Source organism: Anaeromassilibacillus senegalensis (genome assembly GCF_001261775.1).
Taxonomy (GTDB): Bacteria; Bacillota; Clostridia; order Oscillospirales; family Acutalibacteraceae; genus Anaeromassilibacillus; species Anaeromassilibacillus senegalensis.
Genome location: NZ_LN868536.1, coordinates 249285 through 270907, shown reverse-complemented (window position 1 = coordinate 270907; position 21623 = coordinate 249285). Strand labels below are relative to the sequence as shown.

Below are 21623 nucleotides of genomic sequence, written 5' to 3'. Positions count from 1 at the left end.
ATCACTCAAAATCAACAGCATCCAACATATTGTCATTGGAGCTTGGCAAAAACTCTCTAAAATACTGCTGCAAAAACGCTGATTTTACAGCCGCCAAATCGTTGCGATTTGCATGCTGTTCCCAGACTGCCCGGCCGCAGATTTTCTTTTACACGGGATTGCCATTCTGTTTGTCTTGCGTCCCTGGACAGTTGATTCCCGCCAATGGAATCGCTCCCCCATTTCTCAGTTGACAAACGCCTGATCGTTCGCTATACTTTTATCGATATCTTTTATAAGTTTCCGATATTAAGGAGGAGCTGTTATGAGCTGGCTGGATTTACACATGCATTCCAATCAAAGCGACGACGGAGAATATACGCCGGAGGAATTGATGGAACTCTGCGTACAGAACGGCGTGCGCACTGCCGCCGTCGCGGACCACAATTCCACACGCGCGGTCCAACGGGCACAGACACGCGCAGAAGCGCTGGGCATCACCTGTATTTCCGGTGTGGAGCTGGACTGCACCCATCAGGGCGTTGATCTGCACCTGCTCGGCTATTGGATCGACCCCATGCACCCCGGCTTCGCCGCAGCAGAACAGGACATCTGGGAGCAGGAACAGCGCGCCGGAAGCAAGCGCATCGAGCTTGCCAAGGCATTGGGCATTCAATTCAAAACCTGCGATGCCCTGCTTTCTGCCAAACAGGGCGTGGTCACTGGCGAAATGATCGCGGAGGCCGCCTTGGAGCAGGACCCGGAAAATCCCCTGCTGGCCCCTTACCAGCCCGGCGGCGCACGCAGCGACAATCCCTTTGTCAATTTTTATTGGGACTTTTTTTCGCAGGGAAAACCCGCCTATGTACCGATCACCTTTATGAGCCTGAAGGAAGCTGTCGAACTGGTTACAGCTGCAGGCGGCGTGCCCGTCCTAGCACATCCGGGCAACAATGTTCACGAAAATGCCGAACTGCTGGCGGACATTGCCGCACGGGGCGTAAAGGGTTTGGAAGCTTACAGCAGCTACCACTCGCCGGAGCAAACCGCCTTCTATCTGGAACAGGCGGCTCAATTGTCTCTTGCCGTCAGCTGCGGCAGCGATTTCCACGGTAAAATCAAGCCCAGCATTCGACTCGGCGGCACAGAGTGCGGCGGGCATGAAGCAGAATTGCTGCGCGGGCTGGAATGCCAAATACCCCGATGAGGAGGAAAACCGATGCATAGCATACCTGCTAAACCGGAACTCATGAAGCGGATGAACACCGCCCTGCTCTACCGCGCACTGATTTCCATGCAGACCGCTACGCGCGCGGAGTTGGCGGAGGAAACCCGGATCAGCATCACCACCGTGCGTGCCCTGCTGGAAGAGCTGACAGCCAAAGAGGAAATTATTGAAACACAGTTGGACCAGTCCAGCGGTGGGCGTCGGGCACAGCGCTATGCGCTGAATCCGCAAAAGCACGCCATTCTCTCTTTTTATTTGGAAGAAAGCGCTCTGCCCTATCGTGTTTGCAGTCTGACCGGCGCCTGCCTGGAAGAAGGCTTTTTCATGATCGACAAAAGCCGGACGGAGGCCGCCGTCGCCAGCTTTTTATCCCAAATCACAGTAAAGCATCCGGTCAGCGCGGTGGGCGTCGGCGTACCGGGAATCGTGGAAAGCAGCCGCTATCTCACCAACCTGGACAGCAATTCCTGGAAGATCAGCGATGTGGGAAAGCAGATTCAAGCGGTTTGCCAAAGGCCCTTTATACTGGAAAACGACCTGAATGCCGCCGCGCTGGGCTTTTGTCTGCGGTATGGGAAGCAGGAACCAGCCTACAGCATGGAACAGATGAATATGGTTTATATCCATTTTAACAAAGCCTGCGCCGGAGCCGGCATCATCGCAGACGGACGGGTTGTCCACGGTGCGCGGCAGTTCGCCGGGGAGCTGGGCTTCCTTCCTATGCCGGGAGGCAGCACATTAAACAGTGTTTTGACGAACGCCCCAACGGAAGACGATTTTTGGGATGCGGTTGCCTATGTAATCGGGACCCTCTGCTGTGTAATCAATCCCGCGCTGGTCGTAGTGGGCGGCGATTGGTTTTTGGAAAAGCCCGTGGACCTATCCGCGCTGTCCCTCCACCTAAAAAAACACATTTCGGACCTGATGCTTCCGGAACTGGTCAGCTCCTGCCATTTCCGGGAGGATTACCTTTCCGGCCTGCATCATCTGACCGTGGAGACCCTGATTCCGCAGTTTCCCCTGTGATCCCGACGGTGGCGGCTGAATCTGCACAGTTTGCTTTTATGCCTGTAAATATATGAAGCCTCTATCCCCCTGTTTTCACAACGGCTGTACGCCCCGGAGATCTGGGCCGTACAGCCGTCTTCGCTTACAGATTGTATCGAGACTGTGTGTTCGGATGACAAAAGCCGTTATTTGGATATGCACTTCCGGCTTATCTAAAACTTGATAATCATTCTTAATTTTTTCAGAAAATGCCTTGACAACTTCTTCCTGTGGTGGTAATATATAGACACAAAATCAATAACAATTATTATATTTAATTTACAGGAGGAATACAGGATGGAAAATATTAAGGGAACAAAAACGGAAGCCAATCTCCAGACAGCATTTGCAGGGGAATCGCAGGCCAGAAACAAATATACCTACTATGCGTCCAAGGCACGCAAGGACGGTTATGTACAGATCGCCAACCTCTTTGAGGAAACCGCCAACAATGAAAAGGAGCACGCCAAAATCTGGTTCAAGCTGCTCCACGACGGTGAAATCGCAGACACCGCAACCAACCTGAAGGATGCGGCCGCCGGTGAAAACTACGAATGGACCGATATGTACGCACAGTTCGCTGAAGACGCCCGTGCGGAGGGGTTCACCCGCATCGCCGCGCTGTTTGAGATGGTCGGCAAGATCGAAAAAGAGCACGAGGCGAGATACCTCAACCTGCTGAAAAATGTAGAGGAAGGCCTCGTCTTCTCCAGAGAGGGCGACGCAATCTGGCAGTGCTCCAACTGCGGTCACATCGTCGTCGGCAAGAAAGCACCGGAGGTTTGCCCGGTCTGTGCACATCCGCAGTCCTATTTCCAGCTTCTCGCCAAAAACTATTGATCCACTTTCCATGGGTCTGTATCACAATTGGCTAAATTAACGAATCCCCCCGCCGACGGCGGGGGGATTCACTCTTATACTGCTGAAATTTTATGCAAGACATGCATTGTAATACAGGCCCTTTCCTATGCTTCTTTCCCGCTTCTGCGCGCTGCGGCGGGCAGCTCAACAACAAACAGCGCGCCTCCGGACGGCGCCGCCTGCACAGAAATCCTCCCGTTGTGCAGCCGGACCAGCTCCTGCGCGATACTCAGCCCCAAGCCGAAATGGCTTTTATCGTTGCGCGATTTGTCCACGCGGTAGAACCGGTCAAAGATATGCGCTGCATGCTCCGGCGGGATACCGGGGCCATTGTCCTCCACCTCAAGCCGGATGGATTTTTGTCCGTTGATGGCCCGTACAACCACCCTGCCGCCCTCCGGCGTATAATGCAGGGCATTGTCGATCAGCACGCACAGCGCCTGCTGCAGCCGCTGTGCGTCGCCGCGCAGTTCCGGCAGCTCTTCCTCCGGCAGCTCCAAGGTCAGCTTTTGTTTCTGCTCCCAGGCCAGAGGGCGGAACAACTCCACCGTTTCAATGAGCAGCGTGTCCAGCTCCACAGGGGAAAATTGTATGCTCCATGTCTTTGCGTCACTGCCCGCCAATAAAAGCAGGTCGCTAACCAGACGGCCCATGCGGGTGCATTCGCGTTCAATATTGCCTCGAAAGTGCTCCCCTTTCTCCGGGTCGGCTTTCATCGCGGCGGCGCTGGCCTGGATGACCGCCAGCGGAGAACGCAGCTCGTGCGAAGCGGCCGCTACAAATTCCACCTGTTTGCGCGTATTTTCCTCAATTGGCTTGATCGACCGGCCCGCAAACCACCAACTGACGCCAAACAACGCCAGCATGGACAGCAGCGCGAGTCCCAGGTACAAAAAGCGCTGCCGCTGCATCTCCGCGTCCTTATCGGTCATGTCGCGCAAAAGGGTCAGGCTTTGCCAGCTGCGGTTGGTGGGAATCTGCACTACCGCCGCCAGATAACGCTCCCCCTGTTCCCCGCGAAGTTCAAACTGCACGGAGCTGGTTTCCAGCCGGGAGGCCGGCGGCGCCGCGGCGTTGACGCCGAGTTCCCCCGCTCTTTCTTTGGCGGCGGCAACCAGCTCGCTGCGCGATGTCTGCGGCCTCCAGGCGCCGCGGAAAAACAGCGGCGTCCCGTTGTCCTCAATATGGATTAAAAGGCGCTCACTGGACTCCAGCTGCGCCAGCCAGGTAATACTGACGGACTGGTCACTCTGCAGCTTAAAAACAATCGTGTTAATGCTGCTTTGGAACGCGGTCGCATTCGCCTGCTTTGTCTGCCCCTCTGAAACGGCGATCACCGCCGCCGCCATACACAACAGGACCAGCCCGGTCAGCAGGGAGCAGAGCAGCGTCAGGCGCAGGCGCAGTTTTTTCAGCATGGCCCTTCTCCTTTCGCGTTACAGGTTGAACCGGTATCCAACGGAGCGGATGGTCTCAATCTTCAGCCCGCTGCCCACGGTACGCAGGCGGCGGCGCAGAAAATGGATATAATTGTCCAGGTTGCCGTCCTCCACCGGCGCGTCGGGCCCCCACACGCGGGACAGCAGCAGACTGCGCGGTAAAATCTGACTGGGATTGCGCAGGAAAAATTCCAGCAGCTGCGCCTCCCGCTTGGAAAGCGTCACCCGGCCGGAAGGGCCCGTCAGCGTGAGGATATCCGTGTCCAGCGTCAGATCCCCGCGCACCAGTGCCTGCACGCTTTCCCACTGCTGCGGGCGGCGGGAAAGCGCGCGGATGCGGGCCAAAAGCTCCTCCATGGCAAAGGGCTTGACCAGGTAATCGTCCGCGCCGGTATCCAGCCCGTCTACCCGGTCCCCAATCCCGTTCATCGCCGTCACCAGAATGACCGGCGCGGTCACGCCCGCCCGCCGGATTTCCCGCAAAATGGTCAGCCCGTCCATATTGGGCAGCATCCGGTCCAGCAGGATGCAGTCGTAGGCGTTCTGACGGGCAAAATGCAGGCCGTCGTCGCCGGTATGACACACGTCCACCGTGTGGCCATTTTCCGAGAGCGAAACATGGACCGCCTCACTCAGTTCTTCGTCGTCCTCCACCATCAGGATCCGCATGTTGATTCCTCCCTGTCAATACGTTGTTTTTATTATAGCATGCCCGTATACAATCAACGGGATATTTTTAACCGATCAACAACCGGTTTCCACATGACTGGCATGCTTCAATGTTCTCTCAGCCGTCGGAAGCTCTGCTTCCGGTCACGGCGTGAGGTTATTCAATCGTTCCATTTTTCTCTCAACTTTCATCAGACCATCTTTGTAAAAACATCCAGCTTAGCCGAAACGATTCAATGTTCTCTCAGCCGTCGGAAGCTCTGCTTCCGGTCACGGCGTGAGGTTATTCAATCGTTCCATTTTTCTCTCAACTTTCATCAGACCATCTTTGTAAAAACATCCAGCTTAGCCGAAACGATTCAATGTTCTCTCAGCCGTCGGAAGCTCTGCTTCCGGTCACGGCGTGAGGTTATTCAATCGTTCCATTTTTCTCTCAACTTTCATCAGACCATCTTTGTAAAAACATCCAGCTTAGCCGGAACGATTCAATGTTCTCTCAGCCGTCGGAAGCTCTGCTTCCGGTCACGGCGTGAGGTTATTCAATCGTTCCATTTTTCTCTCAACTTTCATCAGACCATCTTTGTAAAAACATGCAGCTTAGCCGGAACGATTCAATGTTCTCTCAGCCGTCGGAAGCTCTGCTTCCGGTCACGGCGTGAGGTTATTATAGCATAAAAGAGGCGAAGCCTCATCACAACGGTATAATGTTTTCCCAGCCTGTTGAAAGCCCTATTTGACTTCATAAATACCGCGCACGCGCGCGAAGCAGCTGCCCTTATCTTATCCTGTTATTCTTTATTTTATCTCTAAGCCGGATTATAGGATCTTTAGAGATTTCCGTGCTATACTCAAAACTGTCAAAAACAGTATGCGATATTTCCACCGCGATTCCGTGGAAAAAGCACAGAAAAGAGGGAACATTCATGCGTATCATGCAAAAGCTTCTCAGCGGTATTTTAACGCTCAGCCTTGCAGCAGGCATCGTGGGCTGCACCGGCGGCGGGAATCCTTCCTCCAGTGGTCCGGACGCAACCCCCACCGCCGCCATGGGCCGCTACATTGAACAGGACCTGGGCCTGCCGGAAGACAACACCAAGCCAAAGACGCTGATCCGGAATGAGGACGGCAGCCTGCACTTTTGGGGTACCTACTCCCCGGATAACATAACCTCCCGGCCGCGGCATTACAGCAGCTCGGACGGAAAAACCTGGGAGGAACAGGACGTCTCCTGGCTGGAAACGGTACCGAACGGAAATTTGCGGGCCATCTGTGGGGACGGCAAGGGCGGTTTTTACGCCATCGTCTGCGAGGACAACAACACGCCCCACCTGCTGCACACCGCGGACGGCAAAACACAGGAGGAAATCTCCATTCCCTCCTGGAACGACAGCGCCGCAGGAGACGGCTCCATGACTTTTTCCATGGGTGACGGGTCCGTTGTCGTCGGCGAGCAGGGCAGCGTCTCCTTGGAGGACGGTGAGGAAGGCGGCGGCGATTCCTCTCAAAATTCTCCCAGTTACGGACAGTCGCTTACAATTTTATCGATGGACCTGTTGGATAACGGCGACCTGCTGGTCAGCACCCTGAACCAGGGCATTCTGCGCTACGCGCCCGACGGCACGCTGATCAGACAATTTAAGGGGGAATCCATGGGAAGTACCGCCAACGGCAAAGACCTTTTTGTGATTGATTACAAGAAAAACATCACCCAATACGACCTGGAATCCGGCAGCCAGATTTCTACCATCTCCATGCCCGCCACCACTTCCTCCGGCAATCTTGTCACGGACGCTGACGGCAGCCTCTATTACGGCAGCGCAGACGGCATCCAAAAGCTCGCTCCCGGTGGTTCTGTCTGGGAAACCCTGATGGACGGTTCTCTTTCCATCATAAGCACGCCCTCCGTCATGGTCATGGGCCTTGTATTGGATGGGGACGGCGGCTTCTATGTCCTTCTGAATTCCATCGCAGGCGGCTCCAAAATTATACACTGTACATACAGCGACTCCACTCCCACCGTTCCGGACACGGAATTGAAGGTTTACTCCCTGAAGGAAAGCCCGACCGTCCGCCAGGCCATCGGCGTTTTCCAGCAGAATCATCCAAACGTCTATGTCAACTACACCGTTGGCCTGCCCGACGGGGAGGAGTCCGTCACGATCTCCGACGTGATACGCTCTTTAAACACCGAAATTCTCGCCGGCAAAGGTCCGGACGTCTTGATTCTGGACGGGCTACCCTATGATTCCTATATTGAAAAAGGCGTGTTGGAGGACATCTCTTCTATTATGCAGGGGGAAAACCTGCTGAATCATCTTACAAACGTCTTCCAGCAGGATGGGAAAACTTATGCTGTTCCGACCCGTTTTACCATCCCGGTCATGGTTGGCGATAAAGATGTGCTGAACAAATTGAATAGCCTATCGGACTTCACCGCGCAGGAGGACCACGCCTCCATGTTCCTGGTGAACCAACCGGATCTTTTGTTAAACGCGCTGGCCAACGCCTCTTTCCCCGCGTGGAAAAAAGACGCTTCCACACTGGACGACAAGGCGCTCACGGAGTTTTTGTCGCAGGCAAAATCCATTTATGATATTTACCATTATAACGAAGGCGAGGATCCGAACGCTTCCATGATCATCACTTCCAGCATGGGCGGGGCAAGCTTTGTCGAATCCGACTTTATGAGCATGCAATATGTCCAGAAAAAAACAGATATGTATATGACCAACGCCGGCAGCCTGTATGCCATGCAGTTTGGCGTATCCAACCAGGAAAATGAGGAGCATACGATGGTAAAATCCATTCCTGGACAGGTAAAAAATGCTTTTATGCCCCGTGTTTCCGCAGGCGTCAACGCAGCCGGCAGTCAAAAGGACCTTGCGAAGGAATTTATCCAAACCATGCTTGCTCGCGAGGTGCAGGATTACATGTTTACCGATGGCATCTGCGTCAACAGCGCCTCTTTTGACAAAGCTGTGGACGATCTGAAAGAAATGGTTCCGGATATTGACTTCTCTGAAGAATACCGTGACCTGGTCGCGTCTCTCTCCACCCCCGTCCTTCCGGACACCGTCCTGATGGACGTCGTTATCGCGCAGGGTATTTCCTGTTTGAATGGGGAACTGTCGCCGGAAGAGGCCGTACAGAAAATCAACGAACAAACCCGTATCTATCTATCCGAATAAATTGCCCCCCTACCATCTTCTGGTTTCATAAAGCGCGCCGCAGAAAATTCTGCGGCGCGCCATTTTTATGTGATGAAGGATTCACACAGATTCAGAATGCCATCACAAAATGAGAACCATTTTATAGAAACTTTAGAGAAAGTTTTGATATACTCAGTTCAGCAAGTCAAACAAAGGCGTTTTAGCGCCTGAAAGAGAGGAATCCATTTATGAAGCTTCAAAAGGGTTTATGTATGCTGCTTTCCTTTGTTCTCATCGGCGGCATTTTCAGCGGATGCAACCCCGGAACGCCGGAAAACGAGAACACCCAGGCGCCCGCCATGGGCCGCTACATAGAAAAGGAAATTGCAATGCCGGAAGGCAAGCCGGCGATTAACGCGGTCTTCTCCGACGGTTCAGAGAATCTCACCGTCTACGCCACACTCTATCCGGAAAACGAACCGGAAGCGCCGGGCCTGTACCGGTACACAAAGCCCGCCGATGGGGAATGGGTGCGCGAGCCGGTGGAATGGCTGAGCGGACACACCAGCGTGGTACTCGCGGAAGACGGCAAAGGCGGGTTTTACGCCGTTGCCTTTGATGCGGAAAACAAGCTGCACCTGCTGCACTCCGCAGACGGCAAAACAGCGGAACAAATTCCGGTTCCCTCCTGGGACGAGCCTGCTAAAGACGAAGAGGGCGAACGCGGCGTTTTTATCAGCGGAAACAAAAGCGCGACCGTTGAAGACGACGGCGACGACATAAAACCCAGCATGGAAGAGGAGGCGGATTCAGGCGAGACAACAGCGCCCCAGATAAAGACCGTGGGCGAGAGTCTGATGCCAGTCAGTCTGGACGTTCTTGAAAACGGAGACTTACTGCTGGGAGACTATAACGCTTACTACCGTTACACCTCCACAGGAGAAAAAGTGCGGGAATATCCGATACAGAGTTCCGGCTCTGCAACGGACGGCAAGTCGCTCTACACCATAGATTACGACGGCGGCCTGATCCAGTACAGCCTGGAGGACGGCTCGCAAATCCGGAACCTGGCCTCTCCTTCCTCCGGATACGGCCCCCTGATTTCCGATGGGGAGGGCAATCTCTACTACTGCAATTCCAACGGCATCCAGCGTCTGACACCGGGCGGCACCGTTTGGGAAACGATTGTGGACGGTTCTCTTACCTCGCTGACCTCTCCCTCCGTTACTCCCGCGGGGCTGTACCTGGACGGCAGCGGCGGCTTTTATGTCAGCGTTTATGTGCAGTCCATCGGCTCCAAGCTGCTTCACTTTACCTACAGCAAGGATACGCCCACCGTACCGGACACGGAACTGACCGTCTATTCCCTGCGCGAGCTTCCGACGGTACGGCAGACAATCAGCGCTTTTCAAAACAGTCACGCAAATGTGCATGTCAACTATCGCGTCGGCCTCCCGGAGGGAAGCAACAACGTAACCGCTTCCGATGTGGTACGTTCTCTGAACACGGAAATTCTGGCGGGAAAAGGACCGGATGTTCTTATTCTCGACGGCCTGCCCGTCGATTCCTACATGGAAAAGGGCGTTCTGGCGGATCTCTCCGCCCTGCTGAGCGGCGCAGACCTGCTCTCCAACGTGGCAAACACGTATCAAACGGACGGCAAGACCTATGCGATTCCCGCGCGCTTTACCGTGCCTGTCCTGATCGGCGATAAAGACGCGATCAACAGCATTCATCAGCTGTCCGACCTCTCCGTTGAGAATGGCGGCAAGCCCCTGATGATGGTGAGCGAACCGCGGGAACTGCTGGAACTGCTTGCAAGCACCAGCGCGTCCGGCTGGATTCAGGACAGCACGCTGGACACACAGTCCCTGACACAGTTTCTGACCGACGCCAAGGCGGTCTTCGCCGCCAACGACCAGCAAAAATGGAAGCCGGACGGCAGCGGCGGCGGCATGGCCATCATGACGGATGGCGGCAGCTACAGCTTTAACAATATGGGGATGAGTTACCTGAACGGAGAAAGCAGCATGTTCCCCTCCGATATGAATACCCTGCTGGCGCTGCCCGGTTCCGCCGGCGGTATGGGAGGAAATCAGGATGCTGACACCACAACGCTGCGCCTGCTGCCCGGACAAATGCAGAAGGTCTACATTCCGCGCGTTCTGGCAGGCGTCAACGCGGCGGGAAGCCAGCAGGAACTGGCACAGCAGTTTATCCAGACCATGCTTTCCAACGAGGTGCAGAACTACACCTTCTCCGACGGCCTGCCCGTCAACAACGCCTCCATTCAAAAGGAAATTGCCTCCGCGAAGGAGATGGCAGACCAAATAGAATATCAAATCCCGATCGATTTTACAGAGTTTTTCAGCCAGCTTTCCACGCCGTCCGTGCAGGATTCCGTCCTGATGGATGCTGTGCTGGCAGAGGGAACCGCCTGCCTGCAGGGAGAAAAATCCCCGGAGGAAGCTGCCGCTGAAATTGAAAAGCAGGTCAAGCTTTACCTGGCGGAATAAAATGTTTACAGATTCTTTAGAGATCCATTTGATAGCATAAACCAGCCGGTCAACCGGCACAAGCAGATCAACAGGAGGGCAGCAAAATGAAATGGGAATCCATCCACAGCTTTCTGCAACGGGAACGGGCGCGCGCCGCGGCAGGCACGCCCGTCCAGGGTCCATCCACACAGCGCACGGCGGCAAAGCTGCTCGCCTGGTTTTTTGCACTGATGCTGGTCTTTACCGTATTGTCCCGCGCGGCAAACGGGCTTACCGTGGCGGAAGTCACGGCGGAGGTGTATACCACCGGCCCGGTCCGCAAGGAACTCTCGGCATCCGGAAAGGTGGAGGCAATGGGCCGCCATCCGATGGAGGCCATACAGGGGCTGACCATTGTCAAATGGTATGTCTCCGCGGGAGATACCGTAAAAAAGGGGGATCCCCTGGTGGAATTTGACCCGGAAGATACCAAATCGCAGCTTGAAAAGCTGCGCAACGAGCTGGCAGACCTCAAAGCCAAGCAGTCGGTCACCAACACATCCGGAAAGGTTTCCCTTGCGACGGCAAAGCAAGCGGTGGAAGATGCGCAAAAGAAGCTTTTGACAGCGGAACAGGACGCTGTGGAACAGGCAAACGACGCGCAGACCGATCTGGATAAAGCGAAGGCCGAAGCACAAAAGGCACAGACGGAGTATTCCAAAGTCTACCAGAAAACTTCTGAAAACCGGGTGAAAGATGCGGAAGCCGCGCTCAAGGACGCACAGCAGGCGTACCAGGATGCAAAAACCGCCCATGAAAAGGCGGACGCCACTTCCAAGCGCACTGTGGACGACGCCCGTATCGCACTGGAGGAAGCCAAGGATATCGGCATTGAGGAGGACATAGAGGCAGCAAAGAAGGCGCTGGCCCGCGCCAAGGAAGACCGCTGGTACCTGCTGGACGAGGCGGAAAAGACCATGAGCCGCGCCAAGGAACGGCAGGACGACGCACAGGCAAAGCTGGACCAGGCGAAGGACTCCGCCACATTGGAGGATGAACCGGACATCAAGGCGGCTAAAAATACCCTGACCGCCGCGCAGGAGGATGTCACGGCAAAAGAACGCGCATTGGCGGACGCCAAACGCGCCCTGCCTACCGCACGGGACGACGCACAGGCCGCGCTGGACGCCGCCCGGCTGCAATACGAATCCGCGCTGGCGGGCGGTGCGCAGACAGACGCCTCCCTGGACGCGGGTGAATGGGAAATCCAGCAAAAAGAAAAAGAGCTTGCCAGCCTGCAGTCGCTGGAAGCCGGTAATTATCTCCTGTCCGCGCCGGAAGACGGCGTGGTCATGGAGGTCAACGGCGAGGCGGGCGCGCAGACGGACGGCAAAGCCCCTGTGGTGCTCAGCACCAACCAGGAAGGGTACCGTTTTATCGCAGAAATTTCACAGGAGGAATCCAAGTGGCTGTCCATCGGAGACCGCGTAAAACTCAACCTGCGCCGCAACGGCGAACAAAAGGATTTGGAAGGCACCGTGCAATCCATCGGTTTTGAAAATGAGAACGGCCTTTACCCCGTGACCGTGGCACTGCCGGAGGGCTCCTATCTTTCCGGCGAAACCAGCAAAATGGAGTCGGAAAAGGACAGCGAACGGTACAACATGCGGCTGCCGCTGACCGCCCTGCGGTCCGACAGTAAAGGCGATTTCATCTACGTTGTCAGGGAACGGGACAGCGTTTTGGGACGGGAAACCTACATCGAACACGTTGGTATCGACGTGCAGGACAAGGACAGCACGTCCATGGCACTGAACGCATCGCTCCTTCCCGACGATAAGGTAGTGACCGGCAGTAACCGTCCTCTGGAGGCGGGCGACCGCGTGCGCCTCGAACAGCCTTGACCGCCGCGAGAAAGCGCCGCGTCGGCTTCTGGCTTTGTCTGCTGGCCGCGCTGGCCTGCTGGTTTTTCTCCGTATCGCAGTCCAACCGCATTCTTTCCATGCCCGCCGCCGGGGTACGCTACCAGGCGGACGGCGGCGTCACACTCGGGGACTGGGAAAACGCGCAGAAGGCGGCGGAAAAGAAACAGGCGCTTCTTCCTGACGCGACGCTCTGGCGGGAGCTTCCCGGGGAATCATTGGAGGACAGCGCCAGGCTGAAAAACGGATTCGCGGAGATCCTGGAGCTGTCCGGCAATCCGGAACTGATTCTCTCCCATCCAATGCATCACGGCTCCCTTCCCGCGCGCGGCGATACCGCCGGCTGTGCGGTCAGCATGGGACTGGCGGATGCCCTCTGGGGCGGCACGGACGTCATCGGTAAAACTCTGCTCCGCGGCGGCAGGCCCTTCATCGTGCGCGGCGTATATGAAGATGATGCCCCCAGCGCCATGTTCCAGACCACAGACGAGAAAACCTCGTTCCCCAATCTGGAGCTTTCCTTTGAGGACGGCGTCAACTCCGCCGATCAAACCCGCAGTTTCCTGACCAGTTACAGCCTGCCGCCGCCGGAGGGCATTCTCGACGGCGGTCTCTGGACCGCGCTGGCAGGGCTACTCGCCCTGCTGCCCGGCTGGGTTCTGGGATTTGCCGCACTAGCATACCTTTTGCGCGGCGTGCTGGCGGCACGGCGCTCTCCGGCCCTCTGCGCGCTGGCGGCATTTGCATCCGCTCTTGCTGGTGGAGCCGTCCTATGGGCGGTACAGATGAACACCTTGCCGCCGGTCCGCTTTATTCCCGGAAAATGGTCCGATTTTTCCTTCTGGTCCCGCCTGTGGGAAAGCGCTGTTTCCGACCTCTCCGGCCTGATGCGTCTGACGTTTACCTCGCGCGAAGCCGCTTTGCTGGGGCAGGTGCTGGCCTGTGCGCTGTTCTGCCTGCTGTCGTGCTTTTTATTTGTCCTGACGGCAGAGCGGCTGCATACGGTGCGCAATCCAATGCCCTTTGCCGCCGCTGTTTTACTGTCCGCCTATCTGCTGGTTCTATGGCTGGCACAGGAGGGCGCGGTGGAGTTGCCGCGGGCCTTCTGGCTGGCGCTCCCCGCTGCGGCGCTTTGCCGGTCTGCATACCGCGCATGGGGATATTATCTGTTAGGAGAGGGGAAACCGTTCCATGAAACGTGACGCGTACCAAAAGCTGCCCTTCCGCAAAGCGGTCCTTCCGTGGCTGTTTCTGGGGCCAAGCCTGCTCTGTGTCAGCATCTTTGTCGTGGTTCCCTTTGTCGACGCGGTGCGGCGTTCCTTCTTCTCCGCAATGAGCGGTGAATTTGTCGGAACGAAAAACTACGAGATCATTTTCCAGAATAAGGCGTTTCAGCTCGCCGGATGGAACACCATCCGCTTTACCCTGCTGTGTATTCCGGCGCTCATCCTGCTCTCCCTGGCGCTGGCGCTGCTGGTCCATGCCTGCAAGGAGCGGCGCGGCATATTCAAAACCAGCTTTTTAATCCCCATGGCGATTCCGGTCGCCTCCATCGTGCTGATCTGGAAAGTGCTGTTCCACGAAAACGGCCTTCTGAATAAAGCCGCCGTCGCGATGGGCGGCACGCCCATCGACTGGCTGCACAGCAGCTGGGCCTTTCTTCTGCTGATCATCAGTTACCTGTGGAAAAACAGCGGGTATGACATGGTCCTATGGCTCTCCGGCATCAGCAGCATCCCGGGCAGCCTGTTTGAAGCGGCGCAGGTGGACGGCGCCAACGCGTTCCAGACCTTTTTCCGCATCACCCTGCCCAACCTGAAACCCACGCTGTTCACCATCACGGTGCTTTCCCTGCTGAACTCTTTCAAGGTGTTCCGGGAAGCGTATCTGGTGGCGGGCGATTACCCGGACGACAGCATGTACATGTTGCAGCACCTGTTTAACAACTGGTTTTTAACGCTGGACATCGATAAAATGTGCGCCGCCGCTACGGTCATGGCCGTCACCGTGCTCGCAGTCATCCTGATCCTGCAATTCTTTTTGGGAAGGAGCAACGACGAATGAGAAGAAAATTGGTTTATCTGTTTTTGGTGGTGGTTGCCCTGACCGCATGGATGCCGATCTGGATGCTTCTGACGGGCTCGCTGATGGGCACCCGCGAGGTGGTGGAAAGCCTCGGCCCCGTTCTGAAAACCGGGGCGGTTGGCTTTGCCGCATGGCCGCTTTTGCCGATGTATCCGACTCTGCAGCCCTTTGTGGAGCTGTTGCTGGACACACCCGAATTTTTCGCCATGTTCTGGAATTCCTGCCTGCAGGTGTTCCCCATCCTGATCGGGCAGGTGGTAATCGGCGCACCGGCGGCATGGGCGTTTGCGCGCTATGAATTCCGTTTTAAGAAGCTTCTGTTTTCCTTGTACATCGCGCTGATGCTAATGCCGTTCCAGGTGACGATGGTTTCCAACTATCTGGTGCTGGACAGCCTGAACCTGATTGATACGATGTGGTCGATCATCCTGCCGGGCGCATTCTCCACGTTCCCGGTGTTCATTATGAACCGCTTCTTCGCCGCAATTCCCAAATCTGTCATCGAAGCGGCGGAATTGGACGGTGCTGGTCCGTTTCAGGTATTTTTCCGCATTGGGCTGCCGCTCGCCGCTCCGGGCATTCTGTCCGCTGTGGTGCTGGGCTTCCTGGAATCGTGGAACGCGCTGGAACAACCGCTGGCATTCCTCAAGACCAAGACGAACTGGCCGCTCTCCCTCTACCTGCCGCAGATCTCCACGGACAATGCGGGCATCTCTTTGGCAGCCTCTGTCCTGATGCTCACTCCCGCCCTGCTGATCTTTTTCTTTGGACAAAAGTATTTGGAACAGGGCATCGCCGCCTCCGGACTCAAGGACTGAACCGGCAAAAAAACAGCAGCATGGGACTTCCATCTGGAAGTCTTCTGCTGCTGTTTTTCTGTCCAAATCGTATGTGGTATACTGCCTTTTCACACAAATGCTGAAAGTGCGGCTGATTTACAACGGCGATTCTCCCAACCAGCCATCCTTTTCAGCCAAGTGTTCCCCCGGGCTTTTCGCCCTGAATCTCCGGTCGGGGCGCACTTACAGCGAGCACCATTTTATGCAATCGTAACAACACACTGCTGTTGCGGCTCCCCATTCAAGATCTGGGTACACACGCCCGTGCTTTCGCCCGGCGCGCCCACTGCCCAGACCTTGTAAATGTACAGATTGCCGATGCGGGAAACGGCCTGTGTCTTCAACACGCTGCCGTTGCCCACTGTAAAGGCTGGGGCAAAGCCGTTTCCATTGACCACGGTCATCTGGAACACCGCCGACTGGCCTCTCTTCAGCGTCAGTGCGCCGGTTACATCGGAACGGACATTCGCCGCTGTGGGATTGACCAGCACTCTGCCCGCCGCACCATAGGTGTTGTCGGCAATCTTCGCCGTATTGCCGTTCTTCTTGACGGCGGACGGCTGTTTCACTTCCAGAGCCGCTTTTGCCGCCAGAAGATTCTTGTAAGCCGTTTCCACATCCTGCTCCGTCGCATCCGGATCGTTTGCGACTGCCAGCGCCGCATTCCGCATGGAGCGGAACTGGTTCGCACTGGATGCGGTGTATTTGCTGAGGTTCAGGTTTTCCGTTTCGCCCAGCAGATCCTCCAGCGCTTTCTTGTTCGGGATTCTTTGCAGAACCAGCATTGCTTTTGTGAGCGCATCCACCGCCGCGTTGATCTCCTTCTGGGATGCCTCCGCATCCAGTTCTCTTGCCGCGTTCAGCGCATTGCGGAAGGCTTCCTGGCCAATCGGAAGGTACTCTTCCTCCAGGACCTTCTCAATCTCCTCCGCCTGTGCAAGTACCGTGTCCAGCGTCTCCCAATCCGCCTTGTAGACCAGGGCGATCATCGCCGCGTTCAGCTCCGCCGCCGCTTCCCGGATCTCCTTGTCCATCGCGTCCGCGTCGTCATAGACCTCCTGCGCCGCCGCCAGAACCAGCTCATATGCCGCCCAGCTTCCGGCTGTGTAGTCGTCCTGTTCCAAGGCCGCCGCGGTATCCAACGCTTCCTTCAGAACGGTCTTGTCGCCCTTTGCAAAGCTCAGATGCTGGATAACATTGAGCAGCTTTGCCCACGCGTTGTCGATGTCCTTCTGCGATGCGTCCGCCTGTGCCTCGACTGCAATCGCCTGATCAAGCGCCGCGTCGAACAGTTTCTGTACGGACGGTACCGCCGCGTTGTATTCGCTGCCGCCCTTGAGGCCTTCCGCAATATTGATCACGGTGCGCAGCACCTGCTTGTTCACAACGGTGAACGCAAAGTGCAGATCGGTATCCGCGTTCGGCATTTTGCCGGTGTAGGTATAGGATTCCGTATCCCTCAGGGTTGCCGGTTCGCCGTTGACAGTCACGCCCGCGAACTCTCTGCCTTCTACTGTGGGAATAAAGGTCAATGTTACATCGTCGCCTGCCATAACCTTTGCTTCGTATTTTCCAATCAGGTTGGCAAGCTTGAGGTCTTCTCCCGCAATGGAAAGCTGCGCGTTCTTTGCCGGGAAGTCGATGCTGAGGGTATGCTCTTCCGGCTCCGTACTCTTCTGTGCGACTTTCACCTCGATTGAAGCTGTCAACTCGGACGCATTGATGATGCCGTCCGGGCAAATCAATGTGCCGGATAGCGAATAGGTGCCTTCCTTCGTACCGTCAAAACCGCCCTTTGCCCATTTTACTGCCAAAGCGACCGTATTGCCGTCTTCCAGTGTAGCAGTAATTGTTTCCGGAAGCGCCAAACGGTAGTAGGGGGTTCCCACCTCGACTGCCAGCGCTGGCAGCGCTTCAACGGAAACGATGTTTTTCACCATACGGATCAATTTGCTGTCGCCCCAGCAGGCATGTGCATTGTATTGGCCGTTCTCTGTAACGCCGTCCCACTCTGCAACCAATTTCAGTTCCTTCGCGGATTCCGGAAGGGCGACCTCCATAAAGGCGCCGTTTCCATCCCGGGTCAAAACCGGACTTTCATACACATTTTCTCCATCCACATAGACCTTAAAAATGGTGCGGGCTTCGTTTTTACCGGCATTGCTGTCAATGCCTACATAGGATTCCAGCTTATTGTAACCCTTGCCCGCGATGTCATAGACAAGTTCGGTTCCGGATTCCAGATGGTCACCGGAGAGGCCCTTGGCAAACTCGCGCACTTCCCCATCGACACGCAGAGAGATGGAGGAACCGTTGCAGGCGCGATCCTTGGCAACACTGCCGTACCCGGCCTTTGCGGAGGTCCATGCCAGGTCGCTCAGATAATCAAAGCCCTTTACGGGTTTGACTTCCTCTTCTTTTCCCATGCCGTAGACGATCCATTCCGCCATACCAACCACTGGCGTACCACCCGCGGATATATTGGTAATGGTTACGCGCGCATAGCGGATCCCGCTGTATGCCCGCTCAAACAGGACCGGCTGGAAGGATTGCCCTCCCACGGTAATATCCGTCAGAACAGGCTGCCAGATTTTTCCGTCCTCAGAAAGCTCCAAAGAATAGGTGTATTGGCTGCTGTCCTTCTCCCAGTAAATCTGGTTGGCCGCAACGGTCTGCGGCTCTTTAAAGGAGAGCGTCACCGACTGCGGCGTCGTATTCGACGCGGCAAGCCAGCCGGTTCCAATCAGCGTTTCCCCGTCGCGCAGGGTGTCCACCCCTCTGCCCTCCGGTGACGCGTCCGTCGCAGTCAGGTCGAGCACCGCCTCGTCACCGATCGCCGGGAGCAGCTCTGCCAGCGGCTTATTGGAAGCAAACACCTTAAAGTCGTACAGGCAGGCCCATCCGGCGGAACCGGAATCAACCATCACCCGGACGTAGCGTCCTATTGTGTCCGCCATCTGTGTGTCCAAACGATTGTCCGGAAGCTGCCTGTCCGCACTGTCCACCACGGTATTCCAATTGACCCCGTCAAAGGAAGTCTGGATGCGGTATGCATAGGTGTTTGCCTTGCTCTCCCAGTTGATCTGGAAGCCGCTGATCGCCTGAATTTTCTCCAGATCAATTTGCAGCCACTGCGGATAGCTGCCGCCGCTTGCGCACCACTTGGTGCCTTCGTCGTCATCCACCGCATTCTTCGGCCAGTTGCCCCGGTCTTCCTGCGTGGAAGAAGCCGTTGCGGGCTTACCGTACGCAAGGTCGTCGTAGGTTTCATATGCCTGTTCAAACGCGTCCATTCCGTTGGTCCATGCGACATGATCGCCGTCCGGAACGAATGCGCCTGTGTACGGCGCTGTCACAAAATCGATGGAACCGGCCAGCTCGTCCGTCATACCAACGGCTTCAATATGCACGTCGCCCGCCGTCCCGCTGGTACGAATAAAGGCATGACCGACGCCAGCCTCCAGTTTCTGCTCCTCCACGCCGATGCGCGGGATGTTCTCACCGACCAGTTCACCCTCTCCTGTTACAGAGATGCGGATTTTCTGGCCGTAGTCTGGAATGACTGTCCCGTTCTCATCCACAACTTTGAAGTAAACCGGCACCAGGTCGGAACCGTCCGCGACCGGCTGAATCTCCCGGTCGCGCACTTCGATCTCGATGCGGGCCGGTGTCCCCGGCGTACGAACCAGATGCTCTGCGGCAACTTTTCCGTCCAGAACGCCTTCCGCGCGGAGTTCGCCCGCCACAAAAGAGGGCAGTGTGATTTTGAAGATGGGGCTGCCGCCCTTCTTCTTGATGTTGGAATTTGCGCCGACCGAACTGTTTGCGGCAAACGCTTCGTCGCGTGTCTGTTCGCCGATCAACACGTCATTCTGGTAGAGCCGCACGCTGTCGCAGTTGCTGTACAGGGTAATTTCACGCGCGGAGCTTTCGGAATTGGTGCTCGCGATAAAGACCATAGGCCCATATACGGGATTGCGGGCAGACTGCATCGATTTAAGCCAATAGAAATTGTATTTCTCGTAGCGGTCGATGTCCACCGTACCGTTCGCCAGCGTGGACGCCACGCTGCCGCGGGCATAGTCGTTCCAGCTCCAGAGGAAATAGCCGCCGATGCGCTCGTTGGCGTCCAGGCCACCCCAGTCGGGATAGCCGGCGCCCTCCAGCTGCTTTTCACGCACGACAACATTGTTGAGCAGGGCGGCCTCTCCGTTCTTACGGCTCGCCTGTCCCATACCGCCCCAATCGCCCCATTCGCGGGTGAAAAAGGGCTTGTCCGGGTTGTAATCGGTCTCAACACCGTTATTACGGTCCACCACTTTATAGCACACGTCGTACAGATCGCCGTGGTAGCCGTAATCCGAAGCGGTAAACAGTTGGTTACCGGGGTATTCGCGGTGCGCGGTTGCCGTCGCTTCCTGCGCCCACTGGCGGGAATACCCCGTCTCGTTGAGGGAAGTCTCCCACAGGATGACGCTCGGACGGTTGCGGTCGCGCCGGATCATCTCGCGCGTGTCGCGGAGCGTCCGGTCGTAGAACGTCTGTGTATTGGTAAAATTCTGCCAACCCGGCTGGCATTCAATGACCAGGATCCCCAATTCGTCGCACGCATCGAGGAAGGCCGGGGACTGCGGATAGTGTGTGGCGCGCACAGAATTAAAGCCGTTTTCCTTCATCTGGACCGCGTCGCGCTTCTGCATGGAAACGGAGGCCGCGTCACCGACATTGGCGTACGACTGGTGGCGGTTCGCACCGCGCAGATACAGCTTTTCACCGTTTATGTAAAAACCGTCCGCACGGAAATCGATGGTGCGGATACCGATCCGCGTCGTGACCGTATCCACTATCTCTCCGCCCACCTGCACCTCACTGACCAGGTCATACAGGTAGGGATGGTCCGGATGCCAGAGGTTCGGGTTCTGCACATCCATTTTCTGGCTGAACTGGATCGCCCCTCCCGCCGGAACCGTTTCCATGGAGGAAGTCTCCGCCACGGTTTCGCCGTCCGCGTCCACCAGGGTACTGACGACCGTTGCTTCTTCTGTGGTTTCTTCCTCGTTGACCACATGGGTCTTGACATTTACAGATGCCGACGCATCGGAAACGTCCGTGTATGTCACAAACACGCCGCCGCTGGCCTCTTCGTCTGCCTGCAGCGCATCAGAGATGTACAGCTTATCTGTCATGCGCATCCGCACATCGCGGTAAATTCCGCCGTAATAATGGAAGTCCAGATTGGCCAACGGTTTTCCCGGAGGCGTATCCGGATTGTCCAGATTGGAAACGCGGACGGCAAGGACGTTCGTCTGTCCGTCCCATTTGACTTTATCGGTAATATCTACGGAAAAACCGATGTAACCACCATTGCGGGTATACACCTTTTCCCCGTTCAGATACACGTCGCTGTCAATCATCACACCGTCAAAATCAATGTTGATTTTTTTGCCCTTATACTGCTCATCCAGTGTGAAATACCGGCGATACCAGCCAATTCCACGGTAAACGCTGCCGGCGTCTCCCGCATTCTTTTTCTCCAGACGCATGGTGTGCGGAACTGTCACCGCGGCAAATGCCGCGTCGTCAAAATCCACCGCCTGTGCGCCCTCCAGGTCGCCCTGATAGAACCCCCAATCGCTGTTGAAGTTTAAAACCGTTCTTCCGGGGGCCTCCGCCTCCGCGGTCTGGCTGGCTGGTGCGTATTTCTGCGCTGCCTGCGCAGGCAGGCTTCCCATGCTTGTAAACAACATGGAAACGGAAAGCGCCAGCGCCATCCATTTGTTGTGTCTTTTCATTTTTTTCTCCTCTCCAAACTCAATTTCAAATGCTCCTCTTCCCTGTCTCTTTTTCACTCCTCTGCTTACATTTATCTGTTTGTCTTATTTATAATATATAGATAAAATCAGGCAACACAGATATATTATTTTATTG

The 21623-nt window shown here is 56.0% G+C and carries 12 protein-coding genes; 9 read left to right on the top strand and 3 right to left on the bottom strand.

The genetic code is table 11. From position 1 onward, the window contains the following. Positions 1 to 304: 304 nt before the first annotated feature. The 3 genes from BN2106_RS03620 (at position 305) to rbr (ending at position 3094) form a co-directional block, all read left to right on the top strand. The gene (locus tag BN2106_RS03620) at positions 305 to 1186 is read left to right on the top strand and encodes a PHP domain-containing protein (RefSeq protein ID WP_050697211.1); all 882 of its coding nucleotides are present in this window, start codon (positions 305 to 307) and stop codon (positions 1184 to 1186) included. A 12-nt stretch (positions 1187 to 1198) separates the two neighbouring features. Beyond that, the gene (locus tag BN2106_RS03615; protein WP_050697210.1) at positions 1199 to 2233 is read left to right on the top strand and encodes an ROK family transcriptional regulator; all 1035 of its coding nucleotides are present in this window, start codon (positions 1199 to 1201) and stop codon (positions 2231 to 2233) included. Positions 2234 to 2551: 318 nt separating this feature from the next. Then, the gene (rbr, locus tag BN2106_RS03610; protein ID WP_050697209.1) at positions 2552 to 3094 is read left to right on the top strand and encodes a rubrerythrin; all 543 of its coding nucleotides are present in this window, start codon (positions 2552 to 2554) and stop codon (positions 3092 to 3094) included. A 125-nt stretch (positions 3095 to 3219) separates the two neighbouring features. Here the strand turns inward: rbr and BN2106_RS03605 are convergent, their stop codons facing one another. Beyond that, positions 3220 to 4533 carry a sensor histidine kinase gene (locus tag BN2106_RS03605; RefSeq protein ID WP_050697208.1) on the bottom strand — a complete coding sequence of 438 codons (1314 nt, stop codon included), beginning with the start codon at positions 4531 to 4533 and terminating at the stop codon, positions 3220 to 3222. Positions 4534 to 4551: 18 nt separating this feature from the next. Next, positions 4552 to 5223 carry a response regulator transcription factor gene (locus BN2106_RS03600; protein WP_050697207.1) on the bottom strand — a complete coding sequence of 224 codons (672 nt, stop codon included), beginning with the start codon at positions 5221 to 5223 and terminating at the stop codon, positions 4552 to 4554. Positions 5224 to 6146: 923 nt separating this feature from the next. Here BN2106_RS03600 and BN2106_RS03595 point away from each other — a divergent pair. The 6 genes from BN2106_RS03595 to BN2106_RS03570 all read left to right on the top strand — a co-directional run bounded on the left by BN2106_RS03595 (position 6147) and on the right by BN2106_RS03570 (position 15674). Beyond that, entirely contained in the window at positions 6147 to 8411 is a 2265-nt protein-coding gene (locus BN2106_RS03595; protein ID WP_050697206.1) for an extracellular solute-binding protein, read from the top strand. A 209-nt stretch (positions 8412 to 8620) separates the two neighbouring features. Then, positions 8621 to 10888: an extracellular solute-binding protein gene (locus BN2106_RS03590; RefSeq protein WP_050697205.1), complete on the top strand. Its 2268-nt coding sequence runs from the start codon at positions 8621 to 8623 to the stop codon at positions 10886 to 10888. An 86-nt stretch (positions 10889 to 10974) separates the two neighbouring features. After that, positions 10975 to 12753: an HlyD family efflux transporter periplasmic adaptor subunit gene (locus BN2106_RS03585; RefSeq protein ID WP_050697204.1), complete on the top strand. Its 1779-nt coding sequence runs from the start codon at positions 10975 to 10977 to the stop codon at positions 12751 to 12753. Continuing rightward, positions 12750 to 13973, top strand: coding sequence for an ABC transporter permease (locus BN2106_RS03580; protein WP_050697203.1), 1224 nt, complete (start codon positions 12750 to 12752; stop codon positions 13971 to 13973). The genes BN2106_RS03585 and BN2106_RS03580 overlap by 4 nt, the downstream gene beginning before the upstream one ends. After that, positions 13963 to 14835 carry a carbohydrate ABC transporter permease gene (locus BN2106_RS03575; RefSeq protein WP_050697202.1) on the top strand — a complete coding sequence of 291 codons (873 nt, stop codon included), beginning with the start codon at positions 13963 to 13965 and terminating at the stop codon, positions 14833 to 14835. The genes BN2106_RS03580 and BN2106_RS03575 overlap by 11 nt, the downstream gene beginning before the upstream one ends. Continuing rightward, the gene (locus BN2106_RS03570) at positions 14832 to 15674 is read left to right on the top strand and encodes a carbohydrate ABC transporter permease (protein ID WP_050697201.1); all 843 of its coding nucleotides are present in this window, start codon (positions 14832 to 14834) and stop codon (positions 15672 to 15674) included. Before BN2106_RS03575 ends, BN2106_RS03570 begins: the two co-directional genes overlap by 4 nt. A gap of 221 nt (positions 15675 to 15895) precedes the next feature. On the opposite strand, the gene BN2106_RS03565 is transcribed toward BN2106_RS03570, so the two are convergent. Further along, positions 15896 to 21487: a glycoside hydrolase family 2 gene (locus tag BN2106_RS03565; protein ID WP_050697200.1), complete on the bottom strand. Its 5592-nt coding sequence runs from the start codon at positions 21485 to 21487 to the stop codon at positions 15896 to 15898. Between the last annotated feature and the right edge of the window lie 136 nt (positions 21488 to 21623).